Origin of the sequence: Rhodoligotrophos defluvii (assembly GCF_005281615.1) — a bacterium.
Taxonomy (GTDB): domain Bacteria; phylum Pseudomonadota; class Alphaproteobacteria; order Rhizobiales; family Im1; genus Rhodoligotrophos; species Rhodoligotrophos defluvii.
This window is the reverse complement of sequence record NZ_SZZM01000005.1, coordinates 20,099-35,569: the sequence shown is the minus strand read 5'-3', so window position 1 is coordinate 35,569 and position 15,471 is coordinate 20,099. Positions and strand designations below refer to the sequence as shown.

General features: G+C 65.3%; 13 protein-coding genes. 6 read left to right on the top strand and 7 right to left on the bottom strand.

The window, feature by feature from the left end; all coding sequences use genetic code 11:
• Positions 1-197 precede the first annotated feature (197 nt).
• Entirely contained in the window at positions 198-563 is a 366-nt protein-coding gene (locus tag E4P09_RS19230) for a hypothetical protein (protein ID WP_137391266.1), read from the top strand.
• 7 nt (positions 564-570) lie between these two features.
• On the opposite strand, the gene E4P09_RS19225 is transcribed toward E4P09_RS19230, so the two are convergent.
• Positions 571-1,272, bottom strand: coding sequence for a corrinoid protein (locus E4P09_RS19225; RefSeq protein WP_137391265.1), 702 nt, complete (start codon positions 1,270-1,272; stop codon positions 571-573).
• A gap of 231 nt (positions 1,273-1,503) precedes the next feature.
• On the opposite strand from E4P09_RS19225, the gene E4P09_RS19220 reads away from it, so the two are divergent.
• A complete protein-coding gene (locus E4P09_RS19220; RefSeq protein ID WP_137391264.1) occupies positions 1,504-1,926 on the top strand; it encodes a hypothetical protein in 423 nt (140 codons plus the stop codon).
• Between the two features lie 21 nt (positions 1,927-1,947).
• On the opposite strand, the gene bmt is transcribed toward E4P09_RS19220, so the two are convergent.
• On the bottom strand, positions 1,948-2,979 hold the full coding sequence (gene bmt, locus E4P09_RS19215) for a betaine--homocysteine S-methyltransferase (protein WP_137391263.1): 1,032 nt from the start codon (positions 2,977-2,979) through the stop codon (positions 1,948-1,950).
• Positions 2,980-3,111: 132 nt separating this feature from the next.
• Between bmt and ald the strand changes: the two genes are divergently transcribed.
• Together ald and E4P09_RS19205 are read left to right on the top strand one after the other, a co-directional pair.
• Entirely contained in the window at positions 3,112-4,230 is a 1,119-nt protein-coding gene (gene ald / locus E4P09_RS19210; RefSeq protein ID WP_137391262.1) for an alanine dehydrogenase, read from the top strand.
• 161 nt (positions 4,231-4,391) lie between these two features.
• Entirely contained in the window at positions 4,392-6,044 is a 1,653-nt protein-coding gene (locus E4P09_RS19205) for a thiamine pyrophosphate-dependent enzyme (RefSeq protein WP_137391261.1), read from the top strand.
• A gap of 1,125 nt (positions 6,045-7,169) precedes the next feature.
• On the opposite strand, the gene E4P09_RS19200 is transcribed toward E4P09_RS19205, so the two are convergent.
• Complete coding sequence (locus tag E4P09_RS19200) at positions 7,170-8,519, bottom strand: glutamine synthetase family protein (protein ID WP_137391260.1); 1,350 nt, start codon at positions 8,517-8,519, stop codon at positions 7,170-7,172.
• Positions 8,520-8,695: 176 nt separating this feature from the next.
• On the opposite strand from E4P09_RS19200, the gene E4P09_RS19195 reads away from it, so the two are divergent.
• Positions 8,696-10,087: a glutamine synthetase family protein gene (locus tag E4P09_RS19195; protein WP_137391259.1), complete on the top strand. Its 1,392-nt coding sequence runs from the start codon at positions 8,696-8,698 to the stop codon at positions 10,085-10,087.
• The gene (locus E4P09_RS19190; RefSeq protein ID WP_205042197.1) at positions 10,084-11,391 is read left to right on the top strand and encodes an NAD(P)/FAD-dependent oxidoreductase; all 1,308 of its coding nucleotides are present in this window, start codon (positions 10,084-10,086) and stop codon (positions 11,389-11,391) included. The genes E4P09_RS19195 and E4P09_RS19190 overlap by 4 nt, the downstream gene beginning before the upstream one ends.
• A gap of 150 nt (positions 11,392-11,541) precedes the next feature.
• On the opposite strand, the gene speB is transcribed toward E4P09_RS19190, so the two are convergent.
• Genes speB through E4P09_RS19170 form a run of 4 tightly spaced genes read right to left on the bottom strand, consistent with a single transcriptional unit; the run spans position 11,542 to position 15,459 of the window.
• Positions 11,542-12,531: an agmatinase gene (speB, locus tag E4P09_RS19185; RefSeq protein WP_137391257.1), complete on the bottom strand. Its 990-nt coding sequence runs from the start codon at positions 12,529-12,531 to the stop codon at positions 11,542-11,544.
• Between the two features lie 16 nt (positions 12,532-12,547).
• A complete protein-coding gene (locus E4P09_RS19180; protein WP_205042196.1) occupies positions 12,548-13,630 on the bottom strand; it encodes an ABC transporter ATP-binding protein in 1,083 nt (360 codons plus the stop codon).
• A gap of 14 nt (positions 13,631-13,644) precedes the next feature.
• The gene (locus E4P09_RS19175; protein ID WP_137391256.1) at positions 13,645-14,541 is read right to left on the bottom strand and encodes an ABC transporter permease; all 897 of its coding nucleotides are present in this window, start codon (positions 14,539-14,541) and stop codon (positions 13,645-13,647) included.
• The gene (locus E4P09_RS19170; RefSeq protein ID WP_137391255.1) at positions 14,542-15,459 is read right to left on the bottom strand and encodes an ABC transporter permease; all 918 of its coding nucleotides are present in this window, start codon (positions 15,457-15,459) and stop codon (positions 14,542-14,544) included.
• Positions 15,460-15,471: the final 12 nt, after the last annotated feature.

The window sequence follows — 15,471 nt, the reverse complement described above, 5'->3', positions numbered from 1 at the left end:
AGATCCCGGACAAAACCGCCAATTAAGTATGCACCAGGAATTCCCCCTTTGCGAGCATGGCAATTCACTGCTCGTTATGGGTGAATTCCTATGGTCATTCGTCAGTGGCGAATGGAGCTCAACGAATGCGGTGGTCGTTTCTGACGCTGTTTGGTAGGCGCCGAGACCATAGCCGACATTGGGACGAGGGTTGCGCTTTGCGAGAAGACGATACGACTCTGCCCATCATCATCGATATTCTGGCCCCGACGCTCGGCGGACGGGGGCAGCCGGCACAACATTCCGTCTATGGGGAAACGCGCGGCAAACTTGAAATCAAGCGCGTCACGATCAAGAATGTGAAGCTCTCGGCTGTGTCGGTCGCCAATCTGGAGGATTGTTTCAGGCTCCGCGTGGGCCGGCGCACCGCCTACGTGCCGCATCTGCTGGATGCACGCAACTATTCATTCCTGGCGGAGCAGTCCGGCAGCAATGTGGTGGTGCATCTCTACCGCAATCGCCACACCCGGCACGGGCTCGGCCCGGACCAGGATCGCGATCTCGACACCCTGGTCGACGCGTGAGGCGGCCTCAAGCGGAAGCGCGCTGGTTGTGGCGCCGGCGGATCATCTCGCGCGCCGTCTCAACCGCAACAGCGGCATCACGGCAATAGGCGTCAGCCCCGATCGCGGTCGCGAACTCCTCGTTCAGAGGCGCGCCGCCGACCAGCACGATATAGTCGTCGCGGATGCCCTTCTCCTTCAGCGCATCGATGACGACCTTCATGTACGGCATGGTGGTGGTGAGCAGCGCCGACATGCCGAGAATGTCCGGCTTATGCTCCTCGAGCGCCTCCAGGTACTTCTCGACGGGATTGTTGATGCCGAGGTCGATGACCTCGAAGCCAGCCCCCTCCATCATCATGCCGACCAGATTCTTGCCGATGTCGTGGATGTCGCCCTTGACCGTGCCGATGACCATCTTGCCGATCTTCGGGGCCCCGGTCTCAGCCAGCAGCGGCCGCAGAATGGCCATGCCCGCCTTCATGGCATTGGCCGCCAGCAGCACTTCGGGGACGAAGAGGATGCCGTCGCGGAAGTCGATGCCGACGATGCGCATGCCTTCCACGAGCGCCTCGGTGAGCACCCTGTATGGTGCCCAGCCCCGCTCGAGCAGGATGTTGACGCCCTCGACGACCTCGTCCTTCAGGCCGTCATAGAGATCGTCATGCATCTGCTGGACGAGCTCTTCGTCGTTCAACGCATTGAGGTCGAGTTCGCCGTCGTCGCTCATCCCAAGGCTCCAATCCGGTGCCGCGTCCGGCAGGCTGCGCAAACCGCAGCGTCCTGCATCGCTCAAATCCAGCTATCGCACGCCGGGCCATCCCTGCACCGCGCGTTGCGACGTGAACCAGCCTGAAATCGACCTGCCGTGCCGTCGCGCCCGATTTCTCCTTCTAGTTGAATCTCCCCTCGACTACCTTATATGGAATGTATCCTTGCGTATTATTGAGGCAAACTTGCAATGGCTCGATTTGTTGCGCCCGTGACATTTGACGTGGACCAGACGCACGAGGCGCCTGAGACCACGACGTTTTTCGACACCAATGGTCGGCTGACGCGGGAGCTGAGGTCAACCGATTATAAGGAGGCGGTCTCGACGGTCGTAGGGCACGTCACCATCGGCGGGGCCCAGCTGGCGGATGTGACCGTGCGGATCACGGACAAGGACTACATCATCTCGGCAAGGGGCGAGACCCTGGCCCTGCCGCACCAGCCGACCGTGCTCGATGAAAACGGATTCGGCCACAAGTCCGCCGCCACCATTGCCCAGCAGGCGGATGGGTCGGTTGTCGTGAGTCTCGTGGAGCAGGAGATCTTCCAGGACCCGCACAATCCGCTTTCGGCGTGGTTCCACTTGCCCCCCGTGCACGACCAGATCAGCTGATCGGGACGGATCCTGCCCGCATCAATGGGCGCGCCTGCGGCGGCGTTCGCCCCGCTGCCCGCGTTCGGCGCGGGCGGGTGCCTGGCCCTGGGCCAGCGCCGAGACCTGGCCCAGGCGTAAGCTCACCTCGTCCACACTGGGCCGTGCGCCTTGCTCATGCGCCTCTAATGCTTGGCGCATGGCGGCGAGATGGGCGGGCTTCGTGCCGCAGCAGCCGCCGATGATGCGGGCGCCGGCATCGCGCGCCAGCCGGGCATAGTCGGCCATGATCTCGGGCGTGCCGCTGTAATGGATGTGGCCGCCAACGAATTCGGGGATGCCGCAATTACCCTTGGCCACCACCACCGCCTCGGGACAGGCGGCGGTGATCCCGAGAACGCTGGCGACCAGCTCGGCCGCGCCGGTGCCGCAATTGGCGCCGATAGCCACGGGACGCGTGGTCAGGCCCATGGCCATGCGCGCGAAATCACCGGGGGTGATGCCCATCATGGTGCGGCCGTTGGTGTCGAAGCTCATGGTGGCAACGATGGGCAGGCCGGCACTCGAGGCGCCCATGACGGCCGCCCTGAGTTCCTCTTCCGAAGAAATCGTCTCGATCCACAGCACGTCGGCGCCGCCCTCGGCCAGGGCTTTGGCCTGCTCGGCAAAGGCCTCGGCGCCATCGGCCACCGCCAGCGGCCCGACCGGCGCATAGATCTCGCCCGTGGGTCCCATGGAACCCGCCACCAGCGCCGTCCTGCCCGTTGCGGCCGCAGCCCGGTCCGCCTCGGCGCGGGCCAGCCTCGCCGCCTCCCGGTTCAACTCACGCACCCGGTGTTCGGCATCGTGTAGCTTGAGCCGGTAGCGGTTGGCGCCGAAGCTGTTGGTGAGCACGATATCCGCGCCAGCCTCGAAAAACTGCCGGTGCAGCTGGCGAACCCGCTCGGGGTGCGCAAAACACCAGAATTCCGGCGCATCGCCGGACTGCAGCCCCATCTCAAAATAGTTGGTGCCCGTCGCTCCATCGGCCAGCAGCCATGGCCGCGACCTGAGAACATCGAGGAATATCGACATGGCTTGTCACTTTCGTTTCGGCAGGCGCAGGGCGCGCCGGCGGCCGGCCAAGGGATGACGCCGCGCTGGCTCGGCGCTCGATTTGAGCGTAGAAGGAAGCGGCATGCAATCGCGTTTGCTGGAGACACGAACATGTTGATTGGGGTGCCGAAAGAGGTCAAGCCGCAGGAATACCGCGTGGGCTTGACGCCGACGGGGGTGCGCGAGCTCCGTCATCACGGCCATGAGATTGTGGTTCAGTCGCGTGCGGGCGAAGGGGTTGGCCTCAGCGACGACCACTACCGGGGGGCGGGCGCGGAGATCGTGGAGGGGCCCGAGGAGATCTTCGCGCGCGCCGACATGATCGTGAAGGTGAAGGAGCCGCAGGCCGCGGAACGGAAGATGCTGCGGCCGGACCAGGTGCTGTTCACCTATCTGCATCTCGCGCCGGATGCCGATCAGGCGCGCGATCTCGTCGCCAGCGGCGCCGTCTGCATCGCGTATGAGACTGTGACCGGCGCGCGCGGCGGGCTGCCTCTGCTTGCGCCCATGTCGCAGGTGGCGGGCCGCATGTCCATTCAGGCGGGCGCCCATTGCCTGGAGAAGCGGCAGGGCGGCATGGGGCTTCTGCTCGGCGGCGTGCCGGGCGTGGCGCCGGCGCGGGTGGTGATCATCGGCGGCGGCATGGTGGGGCAGCACGCAGCAGTGATGGCTGCGGGCGCCGGAGCCGACGTGGTGATTCTGGAAAAGAGCCCGGAGACCATGCAGGCCATCGACAACCGCTTCGGCGCGCGGGTCAAGACGCTCTATTCGAGCCGCGGCAGCATCGAGGACGAGGTGACGGCGGCGGATCTGGTGATCGGCGCCGTGCTGGTGCCGGGCGCCGCCGCGCCGAAGCTCATCAGCCGCGAGCTGGTCGAGCAGATGAAGAAGGGCTCGGTGATCGTGGACGTCGCCATCGACCAGGGCGGCTGCGCCGAGACCTCGCATCCCACCACCCACGCGGATCCCACCTATCAGGTGGATGGCGTCGTGCATTATTGCGTGGCCAATATGCCCGGTGGCGTGGCGCGCACGTCCACCTTCGCGCTGACCAACGCCACGTTGCCCTTCGTCGTCGCCCTGGCCGACAAAGGCGTGCGGCGTGCTCTCGAAGATGATCCGCATCTGCGCGATGGGCTCAATGTCTATCACGGCCATGTGACCTGCAAGCCGGTGGCGGATGCGCTGAACTACGACTATGTGGAGCCGCTGCTCGCCATGGCGGCGTGACGCGCTGAAGCGGGCTGCGCCGGTGGGCGCGGCCCGCGCGGCAGCCCTCGACATCGGCCGTAAAGCCGGTCATCCTACCCAGGCTGCCGTTTGAAAGTACGCTTTCGATGTTCACCTGAGACCTGCTGTCCGGCGGGCCCCACCTTTCATGAGATCTCCCCATGCGTGCCGCGGATGTGATCGTTGAAGCCTTGAGGCAGCACGGTGTCGAGCGCGTGTTCTGCGTGCCCGGCGAGAGCTATCTGAGCCTGCTCGATGCGCTGGTGGACGCGCCCGAGATCGCCACCATCCCGTGCCGGCATGAATCGGGCGCCGGCTTCATGGCCGTGGCCGAGGCGAAGCTCACGGGCAAGCCGGGCGTATTCATGGTGAGCCGCGGACCCGGCGCCACCAACGGCTCCATCGCCCTGCACGTGGCGGAGCAGGATGCGGTGCCGGTGATCTGCTTCATCGGCCAGGTCTCCCGCGAAGAGCGCACCCGCGGCGCGTTCCAGGAGGTCGACTACGGCAAGTTCTTCGGCCCGATCGCCAAGGGCGTATGGGAAGTCTCGGATGGGGAGCGCCTGCCGGAGGCACTGGCGCGCGCCTTTCATCTCGCGGCGAATGGCACGCCCGGTCCGGTGGTGATCGCCCTGCCCGAGGACATGCTCGGGGACGAGGTGCACACGGCGCTCCCCTCGCCTTTCCCGCTGGCGCGCTCGGCGCCGGCGCTCGACCAGGTGGGGGCCGTGGCCAAGCGGCTGGCCGCGGCGGAGCGGCCGCTGCTGATTGTAGGCGGTGCCGTCAAGACGCCGGCGGGCACGGCGGCCCTGGCCGCGCTCGCGGAGCGGCACCAGGTGCCGGTGGCGACCACCTGGAAGAACCAGGAGGCGTTCGATAACAATTCCCGGCTGTTTGCCGGCCATCTCGGCTTCGGCGTGCCGGCCGCTTTCAAGGAGCAGCTGTCCAGGGCCGACCTGATCATCGCGATCGGCACCCGGCTCGGTGATGTCGGCACGCTGAACTACCAGCTGCCGCAGGCGCCGGAACCGCGCCAGCCGCTGATCCACGTTTATCCCGACCCTGCCGTCATCGGGCGGGTGTTCCGCACCGAGCTCGGCATCGTTGCCGATCCCGTGATGTTCCTCCAGGCGCTTGCCGCCTGTCCCGCCACGGTACCTGCCGGGCGGGAAGCTTGGGTTGCCGATATCGCGCGCTTCATCGAGGGCTATTCCGCCTTTTCGCCGCGCAACGTGGATGACGGGGTCGATTTCGGCGCCGTGGTTCATGCGCTCAGCCGGCAGGCGGCGGAGGATGCGATCCTCATCACCGACAGCGGTAATTTCTCGAGCTGGCTGCACCGTCACTGGAAGCTGACGCCGAAGAACACCCTGCTCGGCGCCATAGCCGGGGCCATGGGGTTCGGCGTGCCGGCCGGCGTGGCGGCCAGCCTGATCGCGCCGGGACGGCAGGTGATCGTGCTGGTGGGGGATGGCGGCACCTTGATGACCGGCCAGGAGCTGGCAACGGCGATTGCCATCGGCTGCGCGCCGAAGCTGTTCATCTCCGACAATGGCAGCTATGGCACGATCCGCACCCATCAGGAGCGGGAATTCCCGCGGCGCGTGTCCGGCACCGAGCTCGTCAGCCCGGATTTCGCGGCCTGGGCCCGGTCGTTCGGCGCCAAGGCGATCACCATCGATAAGGGCGATGACATCGCGGCCAAGGTGCGCGAGGCGCTGGATGCCACCACCCCGGTGGTGGTGCATGTGAAATCGAGCCTGGAGTCGATCTCGGCCTATACCACCCTGAGCGCGCTGCGCGGCGGGCGGTGACCCCGGCGGTGCCTGGCGCAAGCTTTGACGCCTGGCCCTGGATTACCGCGGCGAATCGTCATGCCCGACCACCGAGCCGGGCATCCAAGGCCGCACGGCGAGGGCGTTCCGCTTGGCCCCCGGATTGCCGCGTCAAGCGCGGTGATACGCAAACGGCTGAAACAAACCCGTCATGCCGGCCTTGAGCCGGCATCCAGGGCCACATGGCACAAGCCTTCCCTGCTGGCCCCTGGATCACCGGGTCAAGCCCGGTGATGACCTAAGTAATTGATTTTGAACGGCAACCGTCATGCCCCGGCTTGACCGGGGCATCCAGGGCAACACGGCAAGGGCGTTCCGCTTGGCCCCTGGATTGCCGCGTCAAACGCGGTGATACGCAAACGGCTGAAACAAACCCGTCATGCCGGCCTTGAGCCGGCATCCAGGGCCACATGGCACAAGCCTTCCCTGCTGGCCCCTGGATCACCGGGTCAAGCCCGGTGATGACGTAAGTAATTGATTTTGAACGGCAACCGTCATGCCGGCCTTGAGCCGGCATCCAGGGCCACATGGCACAAGCCTTCCCTGCTGGCCCCTGGATCACCGGGTCAAGCCCGGTGATGACGTAAGCAATTGATTTTGAACGGCAACCGTCATGCCCCGGCTTGACCGAGGCATCCAAGGCCGCACGGCGAGGGCGTTCCGCTTGGCCCCTGGATTGCCGCGTCAAACGCGGTGATACGCAAACGGCTGAAACAAACCCGTCATGCCGGCCTTGAGCCGGCATCCAGGGCCACATGGCACAAGCCTTCCCTGCTGGCCCCTGGATCACCGGGTCAAGCCCGGCGATGACGTAAGTAATTGATTTTGAAGGGCAACCGTCATGCCCCGGCTTGACCGAGGCATCCAAGGCCGCACGGCGAGGGCGTTCCGCTTGGCCCCTGGATTGCCGCGTCAAACGCGGTGATACGCAAACGGCTGAAACAAACCCGTCATGCCGGCCTTGAGCCGGCATCCAGGGCCACATGGCACAAGCCTTCCCTGCTGGCCCCTGGATCACCGGGTCAAGCCCGGTGATGACCTAAGTAATTGATTTTGAACGGCAACCGTCATGCCCCGACCGCGCCTAGGGCGCCGAGCCGCGCATTACACGTTGAGCAGCAGGAACTCGCGCTCCCAGGACGAGATGACGGTGCGGTATTGCTGCATCTCGTATTCCTTCACATCCTGGAAGGCCTCGACGAAGCGTTCGCCGAACACCTGCTTCAGGGGCTTGGTGTAGTTCAGCTTGGACAGGGCCTCTTCCAGGTGCAGAGGCAGGGTGTGGGCATAGCGATAGGCGCTGCCTTCCACCGGCGGCGTCGGCTCGAGCTCCTCGACCATGCCGAGATAGCCGCAGGCGAGGGACGCGGCGATGGCGAGATAGGGGTTGGCATCCGCGCCTGGCACCCGGTTCTCGACCCGCATGTTGGCCGCGTCCGATGTGGGCACCCGGAAGCTGACGGTGCGGTTGTCGCGCCCCCAGTGGACATTGGTCGGCGCATCCGAATCGGGCACCAGCCGCCGGTAAGAGTTCACATTGGGGGCGCAGAACGGCATGGCCGCACCGAGATAGCGCTGCAGGCCGCCGATATGGTGCAGCAGGAGCTCCGTGGGCTCGCCGCTCTCGTCGGCAAACAGGTTCCGGCCGGTCTTCACATCCACCACCGACTGGTGGAGATGCATGGACGAACCGGGCTCCTTCTCATGGGGCTTGGCCATGAACGTGGCATACATCTCGTGTTTCAGCGCCGCCTGGCGCACGGTGCGCTTGAACAGGAACACCTGGTCGGCCAAAAGCAGCGGATCACCGTGGTTGAAGTTCATTTCGAGCTGCGCGGGCCCGCTCTCGTGGCTCAGGGTGTCGAGGTCGATCTTCTGCGCCTCGCACCAGTCGTAGATATCCTCCACGATCGGGTCGAAGTCGTTGGCGGCGTCGATGCCATAGGCCTGGCCGAACGCCTCCTGGCGGCCCGAGCGGCCGACTGGCGGCTCGAGCGGGTAGTCCGGGTCGAGATTGCGCTTGACCAGGTAGAATTCGAGCTCGGGCGCCACCACCGGTTTCCAGCCCCGCTCGCGATAGAGCCCCAGCACGCGCTTGAGCACGAAGCGGGGCGCCATCTCCACCGGCTGATCATCGAGATAGAAACAGTCGCAGATCACCTCGGCGGTAGGCTCGCTGTACCAGGGCACGAGCCGCAGGGTCGACATGTCGGGCTTGAGGTACATGTCGATGGCGGCATCGTTGAATGCCTCGGTTTCCCAGACGTAGCGGCCGGTGACGGTGAGGCTGAAGATTTCCTCGGGCACTCTCAGGCCGCGGTCGGCCGAGCCCTTGATGAACTTGGTGGCCGGGAGGATCTTGCCACGCGCCGTGCCGGACATGTCCGGCACGAGACATTCAACCTCGTCGATCTTACGCGAACGAAGCCATTCTTCGAAATTGTCGGAAGCCATGAAGACTGCTCGTTTGGAAGCATCGGGCGGAGGCCTGACGCCGTCGGGACCGGCTGATGTACCGGGCGCCGAGGATAAGCCGGTTGCTTGACGAAAGGAACCGACATCTAAAGAATGATCCTGACCGTGCCATACCTTCATCAGCTCCATGCGGAGTCAAGGCCACCAAGGATATCATGCTGAAGCAGAGAGCCGGCGCAACCGAGGCAGAATTGTTCCTCGATGCGCATCCGGAGATTGCAGCTGTCGACATGCTGCTGCCCGACATGAACGGGATTCTCCGCGGCAAGCAGCTGGCCCGGGATTATCTGGGCAAGTTGTACAACAGCGATGGCGTGCGCATGCCCGGCTCGATTTATCTGCTCGATTCGACCGGGCAGAACGTGACGGCTTACGCCTATGGCACTCGCGACGGCGACCCCGACTATCTCTGCCATGCGGTGCCCGGCACCCTGGCCTGCGTGCCGTGGAGCAAGCGCCCTGCCGCCCAGGTGCTTGCTTCCATGTATGAGAATGATGGCGCGCCGTTCTTTGCCGATCCGCGCCATGTGCTGGCCGCCGTCGTCGGCCGCTTGGCCGAGTTGCGGCTGAAGCCGGTGGTGGCGATCGAGTATGAGTTCTACCTCCTCGATGGCGAAGCGGCCGCGCGGGGCGAGATCAGGCCGGCCAAGCCCACCACGCCTGCCTATCCGACGCGCCAGACCAATGTCGGCGGGATGGAGGACCTGGCCGATTTCGAGCCCGTGCTGGCCGACATTCATGTGGCCTGCGAAGCACAGTCGCTGCCGGCGGAGACCGTGGTCTCCGAATATGCGGCCGGCCAGTTCGAGATCAATCTGCACTACTGTGCCGATGCGCTCACCGCGTGCGACCAGGCCATCTTGCTCGAGCGCTGCATCAAGCAGGTGGCGCGCAAGCATGGGATCGTGGCCACCTTCATGGCCAAGCCATTCGCCGAGCAGGCAGGGTCCGGACTGCACGTCCATGTCAGCCTGCTGGACGAGGCCGGGCGCAATGTGTTCGGCGGACCGCTCGACAAGCGGATCAAGCGGCCGGTCAGCGAGACCATGCGGCATGCCATTGGCGGGCTGATCGCGGCCATGCCGGAGTCGATGGCGCTGTTTGCGCCCAACGCCAATTCGTATCGCCGGCTCCGGCCAGGCACCTATGCGCCCACTCGGGCCAATTGGGGCGGCAATAACCGCACCGTCTCGATCAGGCTGCCCGGCCATGATGACGCCTCTGCCAGGATCGAGCACCGGGTTGCGGGCGCGGATGCCAATCCTTATCTGGTAACAGCGGCCGTGCTGGCCGGGATCCACCACGGCATCACCCATCGGCTGGAGCCGCCGCCACCGGTGGTGGGCGATGCCTATGCGCAAGAGGCGCCGGAGATGCCGGTGCGCTGGTCGCGCGCTCTCGATGTCTTCCAGCAAGGCCGCATCATCCGCTCGTATCTCGGCGACCGCTATGCGGACGCCTTTGCCACGGCTCGCCGCTTCGAATGCGACAACTATCACTACCAGATCCAGCCGCTCGACTATCAGTGGTATCTGAGGAACGCGTGACGCGTGGTCGCGATGCAGAGCGGCTTGCGGCCGGCGGCAGGCAGCCGCTGACCTATTACCACGCCACCGCCAATGCCCATAAGCTGCGCCCGCGGCTCCAAGGAGAGCACACCGCGGATGTCTGCGTGATTGGCGCTGGTTTCACCGGCCTCTCTGCCGCCTATGAGCTCGCCCGGCACGGCTTCCGGGTCATTCTGCTGGAAGGGCAGACCATCGGCTGGGGCGCTTCCGGCCGCAATGGCGGGCAGATCTGCACCGGGTTTTCCAGCGGCATGGGCAAGGTCGAGGCGCAGCTCGGCCGGGCAGATGCGGAGCGCTGCTTCCGCATCGCCGAGGAAGGCAAGGTGATGATTGCCTCCAACATTGCGGAGCATGGCATCGCTTGCGATCTGCAATGGGGCTACCTGCACGTGGCACCCAAGCCTTCCGCCGTGGATGACCTCAAGCAAATGCAGGAGGAGCTGGCGTCCTACGGCTATACCCACACCAGCGTGCTCGACCGGGACGCGCTGATGGCGCGCGTGGCGACAACAGCCTATCACGGCGCCCTGCGGGAGGCCCATGCCGGCCATTTCCACCCGCTGAATTATTGCTTGGGGCTGGCGGATGCTTGCGAGGAATGCGGCGTGGAGATCTACGAGCAATCGCAGGCGGTGCGCGTGGAGGGCGGACGGGCGCCGCGGGTGACCACCGCTGAGGGAAGTGTCAGCGCCCACTTCGTGGTGGCGGCTGGCGGGGCCTATCTCGAAGGCGTGCTGCCGGGCCTGCGCCGGCGGGTGATGCCGGTGGGCAGCTTCGTCGTCACCACCGAGCCGCTGCCGGACGAGCTCGCCTACAGTCTGATCCGCGACGACGAGGCGGTGGCGGACACGAATTTCGTTTTGGACTATTTCCGGCTCACGGCCGACCGGCGCCTGCTGTTCGGCGGCCGCTGCACCTATTCCGGGCTTATCCCCGAAAATGTGGAGCCGTGGATGCGGCCTCGGCTCAAGCGCGTCTTCCCGCAGCTTGCGGATGTGCCGTTCAGCCATCGCTGGGGCGGCTATATCGGCATCACCATGAACCGCATGCCCGACCTCGGCCGGCTCGACCAGACCATTTATTATGCGCAAGGTTTCTCGGGCCAGGGCGTGGTGGTGGGCACGGTGTGTGGGCGGCTCATGGCGGAAGCGATCGCCGGACAGGCCGGCCGCTTCGATTTGCTGGCGCGCATCCGGCACCAGCCCTTCCCCGGCGGCCCCATGCGCACGCCGCTCCTGGTTTTGGCCATGCTGTGGTACCGCATGCGCGATGCGCTGGGTTGAGCCGTGTCCCGGAGCCGATGGCACTGCTCTCCCGCTTGGCTCCTGGATTGCCGCGTCAAGCGCGGCAATGACGCAACCCAAAGCACTGAACAACGTCATGCCACGGCTTGACCGTGGCATCCAGGGGCCGGACTGCACAGACCTCGTCCGTCAGTCACCGACGGGCATGCCGCGGGCGCCCTTCTGGTAGGCCTTCAAGCAGAGATATTCCAGCGCGATCATCGCGGCGGCATTGGCGGTGATCTCGGACGTGTCGAAAGGCGGCGAGACTTCCACGATATCCGCACCGACGAAATTGACCGGGGTGAGTTTACGCAGGATCGCCAGGGCCTGATAGCTCGACAGGCCACCCGGTACCGGGGTGCCGGTGCCCGGGGCGAAGGCGGGGTCCAGGAAATCGATGTCGAAGCTCAGATAGGCGGGCCCTGCACCCACCACATTGGTGATCATCTCGGCAATCTCCACCGCCGAGGCATGGTGCACCTCGTCGGCATAGATGACGCGGATGCCGTGGTTGCGCTCGCCGTGATAGGTGGTGCGGATACCCAGCTGCACCGAGCGGGCGGGATCGATCAGGCCGTCGCGTATGGCATAGCCGAACATGGTGCCGTGATCGATACGGCCGCCCGGGTCGGGCTCGACGTCGCGATGGGCATCGAACTGCACGAGAGCCACAGGCCCGTGCTTCGCTGCATGCGCCTTGAGCAGGGGATAGCTGACATAGTGATCACCGCCCAAGGTGAGCATCTCCGCGCCGCCCTCCAGGATGGTGCGGGCATGCTGCTCGATCGTGGCGGTGATCTCGCCTTGGGTTCCCCAGTCGAACCAACAGTCGCCGTAGTCGATCACCGCCAGGGTGTCGAACGGGTCGAACATCCATGGCCACACCGGGCCCCAGGCATGCTGCACCGAGGCGCGGCGGATCGCCTCCGGTGCAAACCGGGTGCCGGGCCGGTTGGTGACCGCCTGGTCGAAGGGTACTCCGGTCACGGCAATGTCGACGCCCGTGAGGTCGCGGGTGTATTTGCGCCGCATGAACGAGCGCGCGCCGGAATAGGACGGCTCGATATTGGTGCCGCGCAGGTCTCTCCTGCGGAAGGCCTCGTCGCCCGGCGGGCGGGTCGCCTCGTTGGCGGTCATTTCGTCTCCTCGTGGATCACCCCTGCAGCACCAGCGTGTCCTCGGGCCGCCAGGATACCCAGACCTCTTCGCCCGTGCTGAGGCTCATTTCGGTCCGGCGCGCGTCGTTGCGGATGTCGGCCGTGATCTCCAGCCCTGAATCGGTGGCAACGAACACATGGCTGAAATCGCCGAAATAGGCAATGTCGCGCACCCGGCCGCGCACGATGATATCGCCGCCGGCCGGCTCCGCGCGGGAGAGCGCCAGCTTTTCCGGCCGCACCATCACCGACACGTCCTGCGCGGCGATGCCCGTCTGCGGCACCCGGATCGTCCCCAGGCCGCCGGCCCTGACCGTGAGGCCCGTCTCGTCCTGGGCGAGCACCCTGCCCTCGAACAGGTTCACCTTGCCGATGAAATCCGCAACGAAGCGCGAAGCGGGGTTCTCGTAGAGCTCCAGGGGCGTCGCGACCTGCGCCACCCGGCCGGCATTCATGACCGCGATGCGGTTGGCCATGGACAGCGCCTCGTCCTGGTCGTGGGTCACGATGATGAAGGTGATGCCCACCGAATGTTGGAGCCGGGTGAGTTCCAGCCGCATCTGCTCGCGCAGCTTGGCATCGAGCGCCGACAGCGGCTCGTCCAGCAGCAGCACCTTGGGCCGCTTGATGAGCGCGCGCGCCAGGGCCACCCGCTGCCGCTGGCCGCCGGAAAGCTGATCGGGCTTGCGGTGGGCGAGACCGCTGAGCTGAGCGGTCGCTAGCGCCTCCTCGACCCGCGGCCCGATCTCGGCCCTGGGCACGCCGCTCACCTTGAGCCCGTAGGCGACATTCTCGGCCACCGTCATGTGCGGGAACACCGCATAGGACTGGAACACCATGTTGACCGGCCGCTCGTTGGGGGGCGTGTGAGCCACGTCCTGCCCGTCAAGCAGGATCTCGCCGGAGGTCGGCACCTCGAAGCCGGCAATCATGCGCAGAAGCGTGGTCTTGCCGCAGCCTGATGGTCCCAACAGAGCGAAGAACTCGTTCGGCCGGATGTCGAGGCTCACATTGTCGACGGCGATGACGCCGGGGAAAGCCTTGGTGAGATTGCGGATGGAAATGATGGCGTCGGGCACGTGGCTTGCTCCGGCTATTCGGCTGCCCGTTCGGGGGACTGCAGCCGCACAGCGGCGATGGTGGCGATCACTGTGATGAGAATGAGCACGGTGGAGGCGGCATTCACTTCCGGGGTCACGGAGAAGCGCACCATGGAATAGATCTTCACCGGGAAGGTGACGGCGTTGGGCCCCGAGGTGAAGAAGGTGATGACGAAGTCGTCGAGCGACAGGGTGAAGGCGAGCAGCGCACCGGCCACCAGGCCAGGCTTGAGGAAGGGGATGATGACATAGCGGAAGGTCTGCCATTCATTGCCGCCGAGATCGCGGGAAGCCTCCTCGAGCTCGCGGTTGAAGCCGGCCAGCCGCGCCCGCACCACGATCGCCACGAAGGGAAAGCAGAAGGCGATATGGGCGATCATGATGGCGGACAGGTTGAGCGGCCAGGGTCCGCCGCTCGGCCAGCCGACGCTGCCGAAGAAGGCGAGCATGGCCACGCCCATGCAGATCTCCGGCACCACGATGGGCAGCACCATGAAACCCTCATAGGCTGCCTTGAAGGGAAAGCGGAAGCGCCAGAGCATGAGCGCCACCATGGCGCCGATGACGGTCGAGACGATGGTGGCGACCACGGCGATGGTGAGCGAGTTGGTGAAGGCCTCGATCAGGGAGGCATTGTTCCAGGCGCGGACATAGTAGTCGGTGGTGAAGCCCTGCCACACCACGTTGCGCCGGGAATTGTTGAAGGAAAACACCATCAGCGACAGGATCGGCGCGTAAAGCAGCGCCAGGGTCACGCCGAGCACCGCCCACAGCCATTTGCGGCGATGGAACTCCAGGGGCCCTGCCCGGTCGCGCACCCTGCGCGTGGCGCGCGTGCGTGCCTCGGCCGAGGCCCCGAGATCGCGGTGTCCGGCCGTGATCTGCGCCATTCACGCCTCCAGCTGCGAGCGGCGGCCGGCAAACAGCGAGCGAAGCGCCAGGGCCGCGAAGGTCGCATACATCAGCAGGAAAGACAGGGCGCTGCCGAAGGGCCAGTCATTCGCTTCCTTGAACTGACGGGTGATCACGTTGCCGATCATCTGCGCATTGGTGCCGCCGAGCAGGTCGGGGATCAGGAAGGCGCCGAGGCACGGGATAAACACCAGGATGATGCCGGAGATGACGCCCGGCATGGTCAGCGGCAGCGTCACGGAAAAGAAGGTGCGCACCTGGCTTGCGCCGAGGTCAAGACTTGCTTCGAGATAGGATTTGTCGAGCCGGTCGATGGTCGCATAGAGCGGCAGGACCATGAAGGGCAGGAAGACATAGACGAGGCCCACCATCACCGCGAAGTCGTTATAGAGGAGCGGCAGCGGCTGGAAGCGTTCGCCCAGCAGCTGGTATTGCCCCAGCCCGATGGCGGTCAGCAGCGAATTGCCCAGTTCCCAGAGCCACTCCAGGATGCCGTTCACATGGCCGTTGCGCCGGAACACGGCGATCAGGGCATAGGTGCGGATCAGCATGTTGATCCAGAACGGCAGGATGACCGCGAGCAGGAACAGCGTCTTGAGCCGCGGCGGCATGAACGAGATCAGGAAGGCGATGGGGTAAGCCACAAGCAGGCAGAGCGCGGTGGCGATGGCGCTCACCCATATCGATTTCCAGATGATCTCGAGATAGATCGGCTGGAATGCCCGCTGGTAGTTGGCCGATGTCCAGGTGATGGCGATGTCGACGATCGAGGTCTTTTCCCCGAAGCTCAGGATCCACACCATCCCGAGCGGTATGAGGAAGAAGACCACGAGCCAGAATGTGCCGGGCAGTGCGAGCACTGCAAAGACGAGAGGATTGCGCCGCCAGCTCTCCACGCGTTCGAGCCC